The organism is Leptospira sanjuanensis (assembly GCF_022267325.1).
Taxonomy (GTDB): Bacteria; Spirochaetota; Leptospiria; order Leptospirales; family Leptospiraceae; genus Leptospira; species Leptospira sanjuanensis.
On record NZ_JAIZBG010000001.1, the window covers coordinates 2,308,485 to 2,327,298 of the forward strand.

General features: G+C 47.1%; 16 protein-coding genes. 9 read left to right on the plus strand and 7 right to left on the minus strand.

The window, feature by feature from the left end:
- Nucleotides 1–150: 150 nt before the first annotated feature.
- The 3 genes from LFX25_RS10465 to LFX25_RS10475 all read left to right on the plus strand — a co-directional run bounded on the left by LFX25_RS10465 (nt 151) and on the right by LFX25_RS10475 (nt 4,759).
- Nucleotides 151–1,758, plus strand: a complete 1,608-nt coding sequence (locus LFX25_RS10465; protein WP_238730186.1) for a sodium-dependent transporter — start codon at nt 151–153, stop codon at nt 1,756–1,758.
- Nucleotides 1,759–1,879: 121 nt separating this feature from the next.
- Nucleotides 1,880–3,856, plus strand: coding sequence for an ATP-dependent DNA helicase (locus tag LFX25_RS10470; protein WP_238730187.1), 1,977 nt, complete (start codon nt 1,880–1,882; stop codon nt 3,854–3,856).
- A 33-nt stretch (nt 3,857–3,889) separates the two neighbouring features.
- The gene (locus LFX25_RS10475; RefSeq protein ID WP_238730188.1) at nt 3,890–4,759 is read left to right on the plus strand and encodes a hypothetical protein; all 870 of its coding nucleotides are present in this window, start codon (nt 3,890–3,892) and stop codon (nt 4,757–4,759) included.
- A 204-nt stretch (nt 4,760–4,963) separates the two neighbouring features.
- On the opposite strand, the gene LFX25_RS10480 is transcribed toward LFX25_RS10475, so the two are convergent.
- From LFX25_RS10480 to asnS, 3 genes are all read right to left on the minus strand, one after another.
- On the minus strand, nt 4,964–5,812 hold the full coding sequence (locus LFX25_RS10480; protein WP_238730189.1) for a DUF1176 domain-containing protein: 849 nt from the start codon (nt 5,810–5,812) through the stop codon (nt 4,964–4,966).
- Nucleotides 5,813–5,885: 73 nt separating this feature from the next.
- On the minus strand, nt 5,886–6,677 hold the full coding sequence (locus tag LFX25_RS10485; protein ID WP_238730190.1) for a tetratricopeptide repeat protein: 792 nt from the start codon (nt 6,675–6,677) through the stop codon (nt 5,886–5,888).
- Between the two features lie 154 nt (nt 6,678–6,831).
- Nucleotides 6,832–8,139, minus strand: coding sequence for an asparagine--tRNA ligase (gene asnS / locus LFX25_RS10490; protein ID WP_238730191.1), 1,308 nt, complete (start codon nt 8,137–8,139; stop codon nt 6,832–6,834).
- An 81-nt stretch (nt 8,140–8,220) separates the two neighbouring features.
- Here asnS and folD point away from each other — a divergent pair, with 81 nt between their 5' ends.
- From folD to LFX25_RS10520, 6 genes are all read left to right on the plus strand, one after another.
- On the plus strand, nt 8,221–9,075 hold the full coding sequence (gene folD, locus LFX25_RS10495; RefSeq protein WP_238730192.1) for a bifunctional methylenetetrahydrofolate dehydrogenase/methenyltetrahydrofolate cyclohydrolase FolD: 855 nt from the start codon (nt 8,221–8,223) through the stop codon (nt 9,073–9,075).
- A 15-nt stretch (nt 9,076–9,090) separates the two neighbouring features.
- Nucleotides 9,091–10,056 (plus strand): acetylxylan esterase, encoded by a 966-nt coding sequence (locus LFX25_RS10500; RefSeq protein WP_238730193.1) that lies wholly within the window; start codon nt 9,091–9,093, stop codon nt 10,054–10,056.
- The gene (gene cysS, locus LFX25_RS10505) at nt 10,053–11,468 is read left to right on the plus strand and encodes a cysteine--tRNA ligase (protein WP_238730194.1); all 1,416 of its coding nucleotides are present in this window, start codon (nt 10,053–10,055) and stop codon (nt 11,466–11,468) included. The genes LFX25_RS10500 and cysS overlap by 4 nt, the downstream gene beginning before the upstream one ends.
- Nucleotides 11,469–11,482: 14 nt before the next feature.
- Nucleotides 11,483–12,211 (plus strand): 23S rRNA (guanosine(2251)-2'-O)-methyltransferase RlmB, encoded by a 729-nt coding sequence (gene rlmB / locus LFX25_RS10510; RefSeq protein ID WP_319937440.1) that lies wholly within the window; start codon nt 11,483–11,485, stop codon nt 12,209–12,211.
- Between the two features lie 340 nt (nt 12,212–12,551).
- Nucleotides 12,552–13,697, plus strand: a complete 1,146-nt coding sequence (locus LFX25_RS10515; RefSeq protein ID WP_238731571.1) for an esterase/lipase family protein — start codon at nt 12,552–12,554, stop codon at nt 13,695–13,697.
- 216 nt (nt 13,698–13,913) lie between these two features.
- Nucleotides 13,914–14,753, plus strand: a complete 840-nt coding sequence (locus tag LFX25_RS10520; protein ID WP_238730195.1) for a DUF1554 domain-containing protein — start codon at nt 13,914–13,916, stop codon at nt 14,751–14,753.
- A 100-nt stretch (nt 14,754–14,853) separates the two neighbouring features.
- Here the strand turns inward: LFX25_RS10520 and hisF are convergent, their stop codons facing one another.
- The 4 genes from hisF to LFX25_RS10540 are packed head-to-tail and all read right to left on the minus strand — an operon-like array spanning nt 14,854 to nt 18,813.
- Nucleotides 14,854–15,624 carry an imidazole glycerol phosphate synthase subunit HisF gene (hisF, locus tag LFX25_RS10525; protein WP_238730196.1) on the minus strand — a complete coding sequence of 257 codons (771 nt, stop codon included), beginning with the start codon at nt 15,622–15,624 and terminating at the stop codon, nt 14,854–14,856.
- Nucleotides 15,621–17,084, minus strand: coding sequence for an Asp-tRNA(Asn)/Glu-tRNA(Gln) amidotransferase subunit GatA (gene gatA, locus LFX25_RS10530; protein WP_238730197.1), 1,464 nt, complete (start codon nt 17,082–17,084; stop codon nt 15,621–15,623). The genes hisF and gatA overlap by 4 nt, the downstream gene beginning before the upstream one ends.
- Entirely contained in the window at nt 17,081–17,371 is a 291-nt protein-coding gene (gene gatC, locus LFX25_RS10535) for an Asp-tRNA(Asn)/Glu-tRNA(Gln) amidotransferase subunit GatC (RefSeq protein ID WP_238730198.1), read from the minus strand. The genes gatA and gatC overlap by 4 nt, the downstream gene beginning before the upstream one ends.
- 26 nt (nt 17,372–17,397) lie before the next feature.
- Nucleotides 17,398–18,813 (minus strand): undecaprenyl-phosphate glucose phosphotransferase, encoded by a 1,416-nt coding sequence (locus LFX25_RS10540; RefSeq protein WP_238730199.1) that lies wholly within the window; start codon nt 18,811–18,813, stop codon nt 17,398–17,400.
- Nucleotide 18,814 lies beyond the last annotated feature (1 nt).

Sequence of the window (18,814 nt, forward strand, 5' to 3'; positions counted from 1 at the left end):
CGCTGTGTGAACTCCTACTTCCTTCTTCATCCTGTTTGCGAATTCGAAAAACGGTGGAGTTCCTACATTTTATGTCCCGTTTTTTGCGGATCGTTCCGCTTTTCTTTTGACAGAGAGGAGTTTGGCGTACGTTTTGCAAGAACCGACAGTATGAGCAAGGAACCCCCCAAAGAAAGCTGGAAATCCAGAACCGGATTGATTCTCACCGTGGCAAGCGGAGCAATCGGTCTCGGTAACTTTATTCGATTCCCCGGACAAGCCGTAGCAAACGGCGGAGGGGCCTTTATGGTCCCCTACATCATCAGCTTCATTTTGGTCGGAATCCCTGTCTGCATCACAGAATGGATTATGGGGAGAATGGGAGGCCGCACCGGTCACAGTGCGCCTTTCCTTTTCAAAAGTTTCCTCTCCGGCTTTCCACTTCGAATCGTCGGAGCCATCGGCGTAACCGTTCCGATTCTCATCTACGTATATTACGTTTTTATTGAAGCTTGGTGTCTCGCCTACTCCTTCGATTTTTTAACGGGACAAATCCGATTCAACACAAGCGGAAACGTTCCTCAAGCCGAAATCATTCAAGCCGCGGGAAATTATTATCTGGATATCACGGGAGCGCGTGCGAACGGAAACGCGATTTCAGGTAAAATTTTTTACGCAACGATAACCTGCTTCGTATTGAACTTCGCCCTCGTCTACCGCGGCATATCCAAAGGAATCGAAACATTCGCCAAAATCGCGGTTCCGCTTATGCTCGTTTGTTCCGCGGTGATTTTAGTTCGAGTTCTAACGTTAGACGATATCGACCTCGGTTTGGGAAGAATGTGGAACCCGGATTGGTCCGCTCTCTTGAAATCGGAAGTCTGGATCGCCGCAGCGGGTCAGATTTTTTTCACCCTTTCCGCCGGTTTCGGAATCGCTCTCGTATTTTCGAGTTATCTAAAGCGGGACAACGACGTGGTGCTTTCCTCTTTGTCGGCCGCATCGTTAAACGAATTCGTGGAAGTCGCAATCGGAGGGATGGTTACGATTCCGGTCGCCTATCTTTTTTTAGGCGGATCGATCGCTCAATTCGGGATGTTCGGTATGGGTTTTATCGCGCTTCCTTCCGTATTTTCTCTTATGCCCGGCGGAGAATTTTTCGGAGCGATTTGGTTCTTCGTTCTTTTTCTCGCTGCGATCACGTCCTCCGTCACGATGCTCCAACCCGGAATCATCTTTTTGGAAGAATCCTTCGGTATACGCAGACATACTTCCACCTTGATCCTATTCTTATTCACCGGAAGTCTTTGTTTTCCGATCTTGTATTTCAACGAAAACTTCCAAGCGTTGGAACTCGCCGACTTTTGGATCGGCACGATTCTAATCTTTATCTTGGCGAGCATTCAGATCTTTATTTTCGGTTGGAAAGTCGGAGCTAAAAAAGGTCTGGAAGACGGAAATGAAGGATCTCATCTCGAACTTCCGAAATTTTTCTGGTTCGTGATCCAATACGTAACTCCCGCGTTTTTGCTCGTGATCTTTATAGCATTTCTCTTCCAAAACCTGCCAGGCCATTTCGACAGAATGAATGCGGATACGATCATCGCGCAAGGAATTGCAAAAGGACAAAGTTTCACGCAAGAAATGACCGAAGCAGTAAAGTTGCGAGCCTTGATATCGAAATCCGTTTTTTTCGGAATATTGATCGTTTTCAGTCTGATCGTGCTTCTCGTACACTACGCGTTGGTATATAAAGAAAAGAGAGGACAAACGCAATGATGTTCTTAGCGCAAACGGAGGGTCTAAATTGCCAGGGGATGTCGATTATGGTCCTTTCCCTGTTTTTGGTGACGGCGCTTTCCGCTTTTTGCATATTCAAACTTTTTAAAACTCGAAACCATTGAACCGTTCTACGCCATACTTTGATAAACTTTCCGCAATCTGGGACGATTTCGAACCCAGAAAGGGGCAGATTCAACTCTCTCAAAAAATCGAGGAATCCCTGTTCAACGGAACCCATCTCATCGCGGAAGCGGGAACCGGGGTCGGAAAATCATTGGCCTATTTGATTCCTGCCGCGCTCGCGTCGATCGAACGCGAGGAGCCCGTCGTCATTTCTACGGAAACGAAATCCCTGCAACAGCAGCTTTTGTTAAAGGATATTCCGATGGTTTCCCGAATCTTGGGGACCGATCTCCGAGCCGAAGTCGCGATGGGAGCTTCCAACTACGTCTGTAAACGAAAGATGAATCACGTTCTTCGAGACGGAACGTTCGGACCCGAGATGATTCCTCATATAGGCGCTTTCAACGAATGGATCCGAACGACCGAGTCCGGAAGAAAACAGGAATTTACCGGAACGGCTTCATACGATTTTTGGAATAAGATCACTCGAGAAGCGGACAACTGTCTTGGAAGAAACTGTCCGAACTTTTCCCATTCGTATTATTTTTTGGAACGGGAAAAGTGGAAACGAAGCAATATCCTGATCGTCAACCATCACCTTCTCGCGGCGCATATCGCAAGCGACTTCAACATTCTTCCCGAATTCAGCAGGGTGATTTTGGACGAAGCGCATAACTTTCCGGACATTATCGGTTCCTCTTTTCGTCAGGAAATCCGTTCTCAGGAAATTCAAAAACTTCTTCAACAGATATGGCTTCCGAATAAGAACACGGGGATCGCGGTTTCTATTTCTTCGACGGCGCTTAAGGATCTTGTCGCGAAAGCCGGTGAGGCCCTGACTTCTTTCTTTAACGCGCTTTCGGGAGAGGTTCCTTTAAACTTCTATAACCCGCAGAGAATCAAACGTCCGCTTCGTTTGGACCGGGGCGCGTTTGCCGCAGTGCTCGCGGAGATTACGGAAATTCTTCAGAAACATCTTTCCAAACTTTCCAAAGACAGCGACGACGTCACCGAAAAGGAATCCGCTCTCGTCTTAGAGATGTTAGCCGGTAGAATGGAAGAGATCGCGGTCGGTTTGGAAACGTTCCGTCTCCTCGACGATACAAGCCTCGTGTATTGGATCGAACCTCCCGATCAAAACACGAAGGAAATCTATTATAAAATTTGCATGGAACCCTTGAGTCCGGACGAAATCATCCGGGACTTGTTCGCTTCCCGCATGCAATCGGTCGTTTTTACGTCGGCGACGCTTTCCACGAGCGGAAACGATTTTAAATATTTCAAAAAGAAGATCGGGGATCTTCCCACTGCGAACATTACGGTTCCTTCTCCCTTTCCGTATCAGAAAAACGCACTTTTGTATGTTCCGAGAGAAATCCGCGATCCCGTCGGAGATCCGGACGGGTATCACGCCGACCTTGCCAAACAAATTCTTTGGCTCATCGAGTTGACGCAAGGGAATACGTTCGTTCTTTTCACTTCCTTTAAATCCTTGAAGGTAGTGTATGAGGCGATTCGTCCGCACACGAATCTTCCCTTATTCTCTCAATCCGATCTCGGACCGGACGGGGCTAAACAAATGTATCTGGAAACTCCGAACAGTGTGCTTTTCGGAGTTTCGACCTTTTGGCAAGGAATCGACATTCGGGGGGACAAACTCCGATCAGTGGTCATCGCTAAACTTCCGTTCCAGGTTCCGAACGATCCCGTTCTCGAAACCAAAAGCGAAAAGCTGAAGGAATCCGGCGGAAATCCGTTCGTCGAGCTGCAGCTTCCGTATGCCTGCACCGTTTTGAAACAAGGATTCGGCCGTTTGATCCGTTCCGGAACCGATACGGGAATCGTTTCGCTTTTGGATCCGAGAATGTTCACAAAAACCTATGGAAAGGATCTTTTGAAATCCCTTCCTCCCGCGAAACTCGTTCAGAATCGGGAAGATTTAAGCAGAGAATTCGCCAATCTGCCGAAATAGATAGAAGACGCTTTTCTATTTTTGAGTAGGCAGATGAAGAATTTTTTAACCCGTTTTATTCCGATCCTTCTTCCCTTAATCCTTCCGATTCATACCTCCTTCTCCTTTGAAAGCAGGGACTTTACGGACACGGTCACCGATTGGAAGAAGGGCGAGATTCAGAAAATTCTTTCCTTTAAACTTCCGAAGTTGACCTACTCCGTCGAAGATTCGGATTGGGGCAAGGAGAATACGGCGAGAAATCTCACCGAGGCGAGAAAGAAAGCTTCTCTACAAGCCGAAGAGGAACTCAAGAAATTTCTTTTCCGCAAGATCGACACGATCAAATTGGACGCCGAATTCACTCTACGCGAAAAGATCAAAGAAGACTCTATGTTTCGAGAGGTCTTCAATCAAATCTACGAAATCGAACCGATCTTTACGACGGTTAACTTTGTCGAAAATCAAACGGTAGCAAAGGGAGTCATTCGGTTCAAAGGAAAACGCGGGATTCTAAATTACGTTTTTCTTTCGTATGAGACCGAGAGTTTTCCGGAATATCCTGCTCCCACCCTCCACGCCGAGTTCACGTCTCTGATCGTGGATGCGAGACATTTGAAACTCGAGACTGCTCTGTTTCCGGAGATTCTTTCCGAGGAAGGAAACAGTTTGTATTCGCCCTACTTCGTTCCGAAAGAGAACGTCGTGCGAAACGGTTACGTGAGTTATATGAAAACTCCCGAAGAGGCGTTTCGTTCTCCGATCGCAGGAACCAAACCGTATTTCGTTACAGCGTTAGGCGTCACAGGCCATTATCCCGTCAATCCCGTGATCGCGGGCGAAGATGCGAGAAAACTGCTCGCTTCCCCGAAGACCAAGGCGGCGTTGAAGAATTGTAAAGTGATCATTCTGAAAGACAAGTGAGGGACCGGTAGCAGAGCGATTTCAAAATTTGCAAGTGATTTTTGACGGGTATGTAGGAGTTCCTACAACGATCGAGTTCAAGAATTCTTCTTGCAAATAGTATGATTTTCTGATATTGGGAATACGCCGAAATTTTCCCACGAAGCCCGCCTCCGCCACCCATTTCGGGCGAGGGCGATCGTTTTTTCGAACTCAGCAGAACGCCTATAACGTCCTCAGAGATTGTAAAAAATCGAACGGAATCTCATATTTTGTCCAAGAGACCGGAACTTTATCGGCGGAATAAGCTTCCGTTCCGTCGCAATCCAACTTGGCCCGCATTTCTTGTAAAACCGGCCGATCCGATTCGGAAAGAGTATAACGAAAGTATTCCCCACAATCTCCCATCCCCCTGTATTTGTGAAAGGCCACAAAGTCCTTTGTTTCCGGTTTGTAAAAACGAATCAAACGGTCGCTTTCAAAACTTTCTCTGGAGACTATTTCACCGTTTTTCTCAAAACGAAACGTCTTAAACTTTAGAACTTTCGTTTTTGCGGGGAACTCACTTTCCTCGTAGATAAAATACACGTAATAACGATTGTAAGCGGACGAAGTGCACAACAATTCTCCCAAAAACTTTCTGTCGGAAAGAAAATAAAAACGAATCGGAGAATACTTTAAGAATTCCGCATATACATGATAGTCGATTTTTCCGTCCGTCCCCGATCCTATGGAATCGTAATCACAATCTTTTGGAAGACGATCCTTTAAGGATTCCATGGCTTCCGCACATTCGTTTTCGGGGTATGAAAAATTTTCTTCGCGAGAATTCTCCTCCGAAGGATGCGCGTAAAAATCACAATCTTTCGGCCATTGTATGGAAGTTCTTTTCGGGTTTTTATTGATGAAAGGAGTTTCGGAGGACAGATGTTCTCGGATAAAAGAAAAAACGAAATTCTTTTCCGATCGCTCCTCGATCGATTCTTTGCCGAACCAAAAAAGAACGATTAAAATTCCGAAAACGATCGGGATCAAAAAAAAGAACCGTGCTTGTATAAAACCAATTCGTTTCATAAAACTCGGCCCCTTCGGTGAAATTCAAAAAAGAAAAACGTTTCTATATGGAATCTTATTCTCGAATCCGTTCTTAACCGTGCGCCGCGACTAATTCGCTGAAGATTTCTTCCGCCTTTTTGAAGTTTTCGGAAAACAAATACGCGAATCCCAATTCGATCCGTTCTGGAACCGTGAGGCTTTTGCGTTTCGCTTCCATCTTCGGAATGCTCGCGATCTTTTCGGAAAATTCCTTCTTCTTATCGTCAAAACTCGGAAGTTCTTCGTAACCGGGAATTTTTTCGAGCACGGATTTCGCTTCGTCGAATTTTCCGAGATGAACGAGTGCGAGTCCGAGCGCACCCATCACGTCCCTTTCTTCGGTAAGACGTTTCGCATTCTCCGCAAATACTTGAATCGATTCCTTGTAGTTTCGGAGATGATAGTTGGAAAAGAATTCCGCCTTGCAGAAGTAATCGTTTGAAAACCGGGCTTTGTAAAGAGAAATCAATTCGAGGACGGTTTTGAAATCGACCGCGTCTTCGCTCGTTAAAATTCCGGTGCGTAAGATCGCGTAGGAAACGGGAACCGATGTCGTTTTAAAATAGGCGTAAAACTTCTTCGCCGCTTCGCGAAACTTTCCGGCTTCCTTCAAAACGTAGGCTTCCAAAAGAGGGGAAAGAACCGAGGAACCTTTTAAGAAATAATTGATTCCGTGATCGGAACCGGATTCAAAGCCAGCAATTCCACTTAGATGATTTAAAAAAACGTGATTCGGATTATTCTTTGCGATCTCGATCACTTCTTCGTAAGAACCCGTTTCGAATAATTCCCAAGCGGATTCTTCAATGGAAGACGGATTGGATACTGCTAAATTCTGACCCATACGATACCTCTATTTTTCTTATCGGATGGGTCGGGGAATTTCTCCTGAAAAAAAAGTGAATCGGTTAACGCAGTGGATGCCTTTCTACGGATCGGCATCCAGGTTGATAGTCAGATCGCGGTAACTCAGCGAAACGCTCTCTACGGAACGCGTTTCATGGATAAAGTCGTTCCATCATCCTAGGGAAAGGAATACATTCCCGAACGTGTGATAGTCCGCAGATCCAGGCGATCATTCGTTCCGAACCGAGTCCGAACCCGGAATGTGGAACCGATCCGTATTTGCGCAGATCCAGATACCAATCGTAGGATTCCACGGGAAGTTTTTCTTCTTCGAGACGATGAACGATGTTTTCGTAATTTTCTTCCCGTTCCGATCCTCCGATAATTTCACCCACTCCGTCCGGCGCGATTAAGTCTGCGTTCAAAACCGTTTTCGGATCTTCGGGGTTCACCTTCATATAAAAGGCTTTCGCTTCTCTCGGATATTTCTGTATGAAAATGGGTCCGCCGAATTCCGTCGTAAGCATTTGTTCTCTTTCAGAATTGATGTCGTCCCCCCATACGATGTCTTCTCCTTTCGACTGAAGAATTTCGAGCGCCTTCGTATAATCGATCACCGGAAAATCTTTTTCAAGATATGCAAGGAGCGGAGCCGGATCTCTTTCCAACACCTTTAAGTCCTGCAAAGAATTTTGAACGGTTTCTTTGATGATCGTTTTTACGAAATCTTCCTGCAACTTCAAGTTATCCGCATGGTTCGCAAACGCCACTTCCGCTTCCACCATCCAAAACTCGGTCAGGTGCCTGCGGGTCTTGCTCTTCTCCGCGCGGAAGGTGGGTCCGTAACAGAAAACTTTGTTGTGCGCAAAGATCGCGGTTTCCAAATACAACTGTCCCGTTTGTGCGAGATATGCGTTTCCCAAATCGAAGTAGGACGTGGAAAACAAAGTGCCTGCGCTTTCGCCCACGGAACCGGTGAGAATCGGAGTATCGATCAAAAGAAATTGTCTTTCATGAAAGTATTTGCGGATCGCAAACGAAAGATTGTCTCTCACTCGAAGGATCGCAAGTTGTTTGGAAGAACGCAACCAGAGATGGCGTTGCGAAATCAAAAAATCGATCCCGTGTTCCTTCGGAGTGATCGGATAATTTTCGGATTCGCCCACGATCCGAACCGAATCCATCACGAGTTCGAAACCGATCGGAGATTTTTCGTTTCGCACGAGTTTTCCCGTAACCGCTACGGAAGTTTCCTGACGGAGATGTTTTACGGTTTGAAAGATTTCTTCGCCGAGGATTTCTTTTTCGGCAAGCACTTGGAGAATTCTTCCGCTGTTTCTTAAAGAGATAAACTGTCTTGCGTTGCTTCCCCGGATTCCGTGAACCCAACCTTGGACGACTACCTTACGATCCACGTATGTTTCTAATTCATGATTACTGACGATCGGTGTTTCAGACATGAACCCATTTTACGGTTTCGGCTGGTTCGGAAAGGATATTTTTTACCTGACAGAGAAGCCCGTTCCGAAATCCTGAGAAGTATGAATCCGGTTCTCTTAGATGGTAAAAAACTCTCCGAAAAAATCAGGGATGGAATTCGTACGTCAATCGACGAACGAAAAGCGAAGAATCTTAGAATTCCAAAACTCGCCACGATCCTAGTCGGAAACAACCCCGCTTCCGAAACCTACGTTGCGATGAAGGTCAAAGCCTGTCATTCCGTGGGAATGGGTTCGGAGATGATTCGTTTGGGAGAAACGACCACAACGGAAGAATTACTCGCTGTCATCGATAAACTCAACGCCGACAAAAGCGTGGACGGAATCCTACTCCAACATCCTTCTCCTCCGCAAATCGACGAAAGAGCCGCCTTTGATCGGATCGCTCTTCATAAGGACGTCGACGGGGTCACTACTCTTTCTTTCGGAAAACTTTCGATGGGTGTGGAAACCTATCTTCCTTGTACTCCGTACGGGATGGTTCTTTTACTGAAAGAATACGGAATCGAGGTCGCCGGGAAGAACGCGGTCGTAGTTGGTCGTTCTCCGATTCTCGGCAAGCCGATGGCGATGCTTCTCACCGAGATGAACGCGACCGTTACGCTTTGTCATTCTAAAACTCGAAACCTACCCGAGATTGTCCGCAAAGCGGATATCGTCGTCGGCGCGGTCGGGAAACCGGAATTCATCAAAGCGGATTGGATTTCCAAAGGAGCGGTTCTATTGGACGCGGGTTACAATCCGGGAAATGTGGGCGATATCGAAATTTCAAAAGCGAAAGACCATTCTTCCTTTTACACTCCCGTTCCGGGCGGCGTGGGCCCGATGACGATCGCCGTCCTCCTGCTGCAGACGCTGTATTCGGCAAAAGAACACTTTACACCACCGGTAAAGTGAAAACGATGTTTCCAGATGGCGATCAGTTTTGACGAATGTTTTCAAACCTATCCGGAGCTTCACAGCCCGAGCGACCTCGACGAATTTTGGGCCGAGGCGATCCGGGATTTAAAAAACTTTCCGATTAAAAAACAATCCAAGGCCCTTCTCAAAGGTTCCATTATCAAGGAAACGATCTACGACATTTCCTTTCAGTCTTGGCAAAACGCGACCTTGAACGGAACCCTCGTCATTCCTCGAAAACGGGGAGATCTCCCTGTTGTGGTTTATTTTCACGACTACGGGAAAGAAAGACCAGCAATCATCAAAGGACTTACCGAAACCGGGGTCGCACAACTCATCATCGATCTCCGCGGACACGGTTCTCAACTGGTTCGCCCTCAATTGAAAGAGGGAGAAGTCGCCGATCCCGATTGGACGCCCGGCTATTTTTCCAAAGGTCTTGATGGAAGAGATACTTTCTTCATGAAAGGTCTCTATCTCGACGTGATCCGCGCCGTCGAATTTTTACGACTCACGGACGGAATCGACGGCGACAAGATCATCCTCGCCGGAAAATCTTTGGGAGCGTCCCTCGCCGCATTCGGCGCCGCTTATACGAACCGGATCAAAGGACTCATCTTAGAAACTCCGAACTTCTGTCATATAGACGACAACCAGCTCAAACTCGAAAAAAGCTGGATGAAGGAAGTCAACGCTCAGCTGAACAGCTCGAAGACCAAAAAGAGCGCGATGAAAAAGAGTTTAGCATATTATGATAGTATAAACTTTGCGAAGAAGATCAAGATTCCTACGCTGGTATCCGTCGGAATGGACGACAAAATCTCGCATCCGAAATCGGTGTTCGCATTTTTCAATCATCTGAACAACGATAAAAGAATGCAGGTCTACCCTACCGAAGGAAACGAAGCCGGTCTGAAAGGCGATAAACAGAACGGAGCCAACCTCGAATTCGTGAGGGAAATTTTCTTTCCCGAATGATCGAAGTCTATTTTCACAATTCCCTTTCGGGTAAAAAAGAGAAATTCTCCCCCGCCGATCCCAAACGGGTGACCGTTTATTCCTGCGGCCCTACGGTTTACAACTTCGCGCATATCGGAAATCTTAGAGCGTTTTTGTTCGTGGACGTTTTACGCCGTTCGCTCAAACTTTTAGGATACGGCGTCGAAATGACGATGAACATCACGGACATAGACGACAAGATCATCCGTGATTCGATTGCATCCAAAAAAAGCATTCAGGAATTCACCGCTCCTTGGACGCGGGCATTTTTCGAAGATTTAAAAACGGTTTCCGCGGAAACGCTCGAACACTATCCGAAAGCCACCGAGTCGATTCCGGAGATGATCGATATCATACAAAAGCTTCAGGCCAAGGGTCTCGTCTATGAAAAGGACGATAGCCTTTACTTTTCCATCCAAAAATTCAACGGATACGGAAAACTGAGCAAGATCGACGTTTCCGGTATGAAAACCGGAACCCGTTACGACACGGACGAATACGAAAAGGAAGACGTGCGCGATTTCGTTCTTTGGAAAAGCCCCAAATTGGAAGGAGAAACTTCCTGGGAGACGTTAGTCGGCACGGGAAGACCGGGTTGGCATCTGGAATGTTCGGCAATGATCCGCAAGGTGTATCATAGCGGAGTGGACATTCATACCGGCGGGGTGGATCTATTGTTTCCGCACCACGAAAATGAAATCGCACAATCGGAAGGAGCGTTTCCCGGAGAAACGTTCGTGGGAACCTGGCTTCATTCAGAACACCTTCTCGTGGACGGACAAAAGATGTCCAAAAGCAAGGGAAACTTTTACACGTTACGCGATCTTGTCCAACAAGGATTGGACCCGAAGGCGATCCGTTTTCTTCTGATCGGCGCGCACTATCGTTCCAAACTGAACTTCTCCACGGACCGGATCGCGGAAGCGACCGCAAACATCCGTAAAATTCAGAACTGCCTGGATCGCCTTTTGGATTCGGAAAAAGAAACGGCCCTCTCCGATTCATACGCATTCGTTTTGCCCGTGACGCAGGGATGGAAAAAGGAATTCGAAGAATCTCTCGCGGACGATCTCAACGTTTCCAAGGCGCTCGCCGTCGTCTTCGAATCCGTACGGCAAATCAATTCTCTTCTCGATACGAACCAGGCGGATTCTCCGCAAAAAATCGAATACATTCAACTTTTTGCATATTATGACCGTATTTTCGGCGTTCTCGATTTTTCTTCGAAAACGGATCTCATCGATTCCGAAATCGATTCGTTGATCGAGGAAAGACAAACCGCGAGAAAAAACAAGGACTTCGCGCGATCCGACGCGATCCGCGACCAGCTTTTGGCGCAAGGTATTTTGATCGAGGACACGAAAGACGGAATCCGCTGGAGGCGAAAATAGCCAGACCGGACTACATCTTCGGTAAGAGAACGCTCATCGAACTTACCGAGGCGCATCAAGGGAACGAACATTCGTTTCCTTTTATCGAGCTATTCGTTAAGGAAAATCCGGGAACGGAAATCACCGAAAAGATCATCAACCGAATTCCATCGTTCGTAAAAGTCCATAAGGTTTCCGGAAATAAATTGGATTCTCTCGTTCCGGGAAGAAATCACCAAGGAATCGTCGCACTGAAAGCTCCCGCGCGGCAGACCGCGGCTAAAAAGAATCTCGAAGAATTCCTAATCGAAAAACCCGGAGCCTTCCTGATTCTGGATCGAATCCAAGATCCGGGCAATCTCGGAAATATTTTAAGAACCGCGGAATGTTTCGGCGTAAAGAATATCATTCTTCCCGAACGCGAATCGGCCGGAATCACTCCGGTTGTGGAAAAGGTTTCTTCGGGTGCGTTATCCTTTCTTAAAATCTTTACGGTAAAGAATCTCGCGAACACGCTCGAACTTTTGAAAGAGAACGGATATTGGATCGTTTCCACGAGCGACCGAGGCACGGAGGATTGGTCCAAGCTTCCCGATCTTCAGGAACTCGCGATTCTCATGGGAAACGAAGGAGAAGGAGTCAAACGAATTCTAATGGAAAAATCGGATTTCGTTCTGCGGATTCCGATGCACGGAAATCTTTCTTCCTTAAATGTCACGGTTGCGACGGGAGTCGTACTCGATCGAATCGTAAACCGGAAGTAATTTCAAGAAAGCGATGGATCGTCGCATTCACCCGTCGATTTGCATTCTTGGGAAAAAGCGAAATCGATTCGAATCGCATTTTCCGTTTCCGAATCGGACGAAAACAAACCCGTTTCGTTCGGAAGACAAGTATCAAAAATATTCAAATTTCTTAAATAACGAATCTTTTTCCGCCGCGGTTGTTCCCGTTTTCAGATGAAACCTCCCGTTTTCCTTTGCTCTCTTTTCGAGTGTAGGCCTTTCGCCTCCCGGTTTACAATCGCCTTACGATACGAAGACTCTCCCCGATTTTACGATTTATCTCTTGCAATTTCCTCTTTTTTATTTTCACTTGAAGATGATGAAATCATACGAATCTAGCTTCAAACTTCTCGCATTTTCTCTCTGTTTCGCAATCCTTTCCTCCTGTTCCAATCTCTCTTGGGAAAAGTTGAAGGAGAAACTGAACCTCTCCAAAAAAAAAAGTATGGCCGAGGAAATCCTCGAAGGACTCACGCTCGCATTCTGGGGAGAATTCAATCATGAACTTTATAAATTCGTTCCCGTTTCTTTGATCGTCACCAAAGGGCAGATCACAGCGGATCAGTTCGCGGTCGCGACTCCCGAACTCAAGGAGGGAAAACCGAAAATCATTCTGATTCACGGCTGGGACTTTAAGGAAAAAAGTTTCAACCCGCCCACCGATAAGTTTACGAAGGTGAGCAATCTTAGAAGCACTTGGGACGACGCTCTGGAAATGTATTCCCAAAATCGTTCCGGAGTTCAATCGTCTTACGAATTGTATACGTTCACATATCGCACATCCGATTATGTGGAAAACAACGGAAAAAGACTGATCGATCGGCTCAACACGGTTTTCACTTCGGAAGACAAGGTGATTCTTCTCGCTCATTCCATGGGAGGTTTGGTGAGCCGTTCCGCGCTTTATCATGCGAACAATACGAACGACGTAATCGATTTTATCGTTACGTTAGGCACTCCTTATATGGGTTCTCCTTTCGCTTCGTCCAGTTATCAGGGAAACTTCGGCGCAATCGGCGAGCTCATCGGCTTTATGACCGGAACGGATGGAGGAAAGGATCTCGCTTATACGAACGCATTAGGAACTTCGTATCAAGTCCCTTCTCCGAGTGAAGCGATCAGCGGCGCGCAAAACGCGTATTTAGAACGGTTACTTGCAGAATCGTCCAAGGACGGAAGAGTGACCGCGTTTTACGGTGAAATGAGCGTTTGCAACGGGCATCCGGGTTCCGAAGCAGTTTACACGATCGCTTGCAGCATTCTGTCCGGCGGAAGTCCGAGCTTTGCGAACAAAAGCGACGGGATCGTGACCTCGACGAGCGCAAAGATGTCCAATAAAATCGCCGCTGGAAAGCAGATTTCCAAAGACTTCGATCACGCGCAGCTTTCCTTCCGCAATCACGTGGATAACACTTCAAGAAATACGTTTTTCAACCAAGTAATAACCGTTATCAACGCTTTGTGATCTTATAAGGTTTTCGCGTCCAAATTATAGAGTAACAGGAAATTCGAACGGAAATCTTTTATATTCGGATCTATGTCCGGATTCGAATTTGGTTTCCAAAAATTTCAAAAACTTTTTTATCTCCTTCCACGGTTCGTTTTTTCGTTCCTCTTCCGATGCGCCGAAGCGAAACCGTTTTCGCTCGACGCCTCCCAAAACGGTCTTTTCTTCAATCTTATGATTTCCGAAAACGGCAGGATTCTTGCGGAATCGGTCCCAACGACTCAGTTAGAGGTGCTCGAAGGAGAAAATAGGAATTTAGAAATCGAAGTAACTTCCGTAAGTCCGGGAGAACCATTGTATTTAACTTCGGAGAATGCAGGGACTCCATTCGCTTCCTTTCCGAGTCAAGTCGACGAAAGTTCGTCCAAAATCCGATTTACGATTAGCGTTCATACCGATGATAACTGCGAGGAGGAGGAGCGATCCATTCTGATTCGAAACTCGCAGAAGAGAACGATCCGGAGGTTAAACCTTGCGATCCGCGAAATCGACAAATGTCTTTTTTTCGCGAACAACGGGGGAAACGATTTTACCGGAAATCTCGGCGGAATCGCCGGAGCCGATCAGACTTGCGCTTCCTCGAAAAGCGAATTTCTACCGGGAAGTTCGTCCGAATACAAAGCGGTATTGTTTTCCATGGCCGCCCCGCAGCGAAAATCGGGAAATATGGTCGCGGCAAGCGCCGATTGGCCGGTCGTAAAAAATCGAAGATATTACTTTCACAGCAACGATGTAAATCGTTATCAGCTTTTCTTTCAGACCGCAGTTGAAAGCAGAGTGGGAGACAACGGCGGAATCTTCGGTCTTCCTTCGGTTTCAAGCGTACCGCCGCAGATTCTCCCGAATCCGGCCGTGTTTTGGACCGGGTTCGAATCCACTTTTAGCAGCGGAAGCACCTGCAACGGATGGACTTCCTCCGATGGGGACGACATAGGACTTTCCATGAATTCGAACTTTCACGAAACTGCCGAGAATTGCAACGAGCGAAAAAAGATTCTTTGCGTGAGAATATAAGAGTTTTTTTATATTTTAATATTTGAAAGAATTTCAATCGGCGTTTTTTAAAAAAAGGTCGGAAGTCGATTCCGATATTCGGCTGACGATCCGGATCGATTTATTCCAACCGAACGGCGATTCCCATTTCTTGCATTGCACTTTTTGTTTCGCGGATGGAATATTCTCCGAAATGAAAGATGGAAGCCGCAAGAACCGCGTCCGCTTTTCCGCGGAGAATCGCTTCCACCATGTGCTCCGGATTTCCGGCGCCGCCCGATGCGATGATCGGAATTTCCAACGCGGAAGAAAACGTTTTTAAAAGATTGATATCGAATCCGTTTCGTGTTCCGTCCCGATCCATGGAGGTAAGAAGAATTTCCCCCGCCCCTTTGGCTGCCGCTTCTTGCGCCCAGTCAAGCGCCTCTCTTCCCGTTTCCGTTCTTCCGCCGTGAAGGAAAATTTCGTAACGATCTCGTTCTTTGTGGAACTTTACGTCGATCGCACATACGATACACTGCGATCCGTAGATCTCGGAAGATTCTCGGAGTAATTCGGGATTTTGAAACGCAGCCGTGTTGATCGAAACCTTATCGGCTCCCTTTTCCAAAACGGCACGGACGTCCGTGACGGTTCTGATTCCGCCGCCTACGGTAAAAGGAATGAAAATTTTTTCAGCAATCCTTTCCACGAGATGCAGTAGGATTTCCCTTCGATCGGAGGAAGCCGTGATGTCCAAAAAGCAGAGTTCGTCCGCCAAGTTCTCTTCGTAGATCGCCGCGGATTCCACCGGATCGCCCGCGTCCACAAGATTGACAAAGTTCACTCCCTTGACTACTCGTCCGTCCTTGATGTCCAGACAGGGAATGACCCTTGCCGTTAAATTACTCATCCGATCGTTTCCGGAAATTGAATATTCAGACCTTCTAATTTAGAAATCGCTTGAGCGGCTCCGAACAATTTTCCTTCCTGAAAATGAGGAGCAGTGATCTGCAATCCGATCGGAAGACCTTTCGCGTCGGTTCCCATCGGAACGCTGATCGCGGGAACTCCCGCAAGATTCACGCTCGTCGTCCAGATATCGGCTTTATACATTTGCACCGGATCCTTCGTCTTTTCACCGACCTTAAACGCGGTCGTAGGAGATGTCGGTTGCAGAATCAAATCCACTTTCTGAAAGAAGGATTCGTATTCTTTACGGATCAGAACTCTCGCCTTTTGCGCGGTCCCGTAATACGCGTCGTAATATCCAGCGGAAAGGGAGAATGTACCGAGCAGAATTCTTCGTTTCACTTCGGGTCCGAAGCCTTCCGTTCTGGAATCGACATACAGATCTTCGAGCTTACCGGTATTGTCCTTTCTGGAACCGAAACGAATCCCGTCAAAACGCGAAAGATTGGAAGAACATTCCGCGGTGGCGATGATATAATAGATCGGGATCGCAAAGGAGAATTTGGAAAAATCCAGTTCCACAAGCGTCGCGCCCTTCTCCTTCAATTGAGAGAGAAGTTTTTCGTAAGCTTGTGCGACTTCCGGTTGAATCTCGGGAGTCATTTTGATGACTCCGACTTTCAATCCTTTCAGATCGGGAACGGAAACGTCGTTCGCGGAAAACGCGGGACGATTGATGGAAGTCGAATCCCTTTCATCCTTTCCGGAAATCACCGAATACAAATCGATACAACCTTGCACGTCCTTAGAAAAAGGTCCGATCTGATCCAGACTGGATGCATACGCGACAAGCCCGTAGCGCGAAACGGTTCCGTACGTGGGTTTGAGTCCGTAAAGACCGCAAAGAGAAGCCGGTTGACGAACCGATCCTCCCGTGTCCGAACCCAATGCGAGCGGAACCATGGAGGCCGCAACTGCGGCAGCCGAACCGCCGCTCGAACCGCCGGGAATTCTTTCCAAGTCGAACGGATTGCGGGTCGTCTGAAACGCCGAATTCTCCGTGGAAGATCCCATCGCGAACTCGTCCATGTTCGTCCTTGGAAACAGAACGAATCCTTTCGCGAGAAGTTTTTCCACTGCGTTCGCATGAAACGGTGATTTATAATTTTCTAATATTTTAGAGGAACAAGAAGTGATCGTATCCTGAATACAGATATTGTCCTTGATCGCGACCGGCATTCCGTCGAATTCCGAAAGGGGTTTTCCCGCTTTTCTACGAGCGTCGCTTTCCGCGGCGGCGTCCAAAATTCTTTTTTCGTCGAGGGAAAGAAAGGCCTTTACGGAACCGTCCACTTCTTTGATCCGATCGATGCAGGCTTTTGCGAGTTCCGTCGCGGTGATTTTTCCCGAGTTCAGGGAGGCTTTGAGATCCGTATAAGAATTCTTTAATATTTCGTTCATGTTTCGATCACCTTAGGAACGACGAAATATCCGTTTTGAAAGGACGGGGCGAACTTTTCGATCTCTTCGCGGGAAAGATGTTTTCCCATCAAGTCTGGACGGATCGCGTTCTCGTGCTGAAAATAAATTTCGTCGTCTCCGATCGAACTTACGTCCAGGCCTTTGACTTGGTCGACGTATTCGAGGATCTTGTTAAAATCCGTAAGAGCGGATTGTTTTTCCTCGGGACGGATTTTCAAACGGGAAAGGTCCGCGATTTTCTGCAAAGAATCTTCGTTCAGGTTCATGATTCTCCCCTTAGGGTCAGAGTGTTTTAGTAGGCGTTTTTGTCCATGATTCCTTTAAACGGAGTCAGTAGAATAATCTTGAGGTCGAGCCAAAGAGACCAATTTTCGATGTAGTAAATATCCGCGGCGATCCGATCGTCGATCGAAGTGTCTCCGCGTAGCCCTTTCACCTGGGCGAGTCCGGTGATTCCCGCTTTAACCGCGTGTCTTCTCATATAATGTCTGTGATCGTTTTTGAACTTCTCTACAAAGTGAGGACGCTCCGGTCTCGGTCCGACCACGGACATATCCCCGAAAAGCACGTTGAAGAACTGAGGGGTTTCGTCCAAGGAAAGTTTGCGGAGAATTCTCCCCACGCTCGTAACCCTCGGGTCGTTCTGAACCGTCCACGTGGTTTCGGATTGGCTCCTCGCCTGAACCACCATGGTGCGAAACTTGATCATGTTGAACTTCTTATTATCCAAACCCACGCGTTCCTGATAGTAAAACACGGGACCGGAAGAAGTCAGTTTCACGAGCAAGGCCATGATGAGATAGAACGGAGAGAAAAACAAAATGAATAAAATCGAAAACGCGAGATCGAACGTTCTTTTGATGAACTTGTTGTATCCGAGCCGGATCGGAATGTTTCGGATCGAGATGACGGGAAGACCTTCCATCTCCTCCACTCTTCCGCGGGCTTTGATGAATTCCTGAAAACCGGGAACGATCTTGAGATCGATTCCTTCGTGATCGCAGGCGTCGAGGACCTCTTTCAGATAATCTCCCTCGGAAGGTTCGAGCGTATAAACGACGAGATCGGGTCTTTCCTTTTCCAAAACCTGCGCGAACTTTTCGATCTTGCCGATCACCTTCATGTCCTTACGAACGGGTTTGACTCCTTTGGTCTGAACGAATCCTAAAATCTTATAACCGTAAATTCCGTGTTTGATGACCGCGTCGTTGAAACGTTTGGAAGTTTCGGAAACTCCCACGACCAAAACGCTTCTAAGATTATATCCCCGTTTACGGAGATTCTGAAGAAGAATTCTCGCCGAATAATGAAGAACTCCCGTCGTCAACGTGTTGATCGTGGCGAACGCAAGGATCACATAACGTGAAAAACGTTCGCTCCCCAGATCTCCCCGAAAAAAGAACAACACCGCCAGAACGAGCACGAGGTTGAGAAACACTCCGCTAACGATGGTGAGAAACTCGTCGACGAACGAAAGTCCTCTTCTAGGATGATAAAGATCGATCGCGATAAACACGATCACCTGGAAGAAGGCCAATAAAAAGAAGAGAAAGATATAACTTTCCAAGTCCACGTATCGACGATCCAGTCCGTGTTCGTCCAAAAAGTAGAACCGGAACAAAAACGCGAGCGCGCCACTGAAAAGAGCATTCACGAAATCTAATACGGTAAAGATCAGCTTGAACGTTTGGCTTCTTTCCTTCAACATA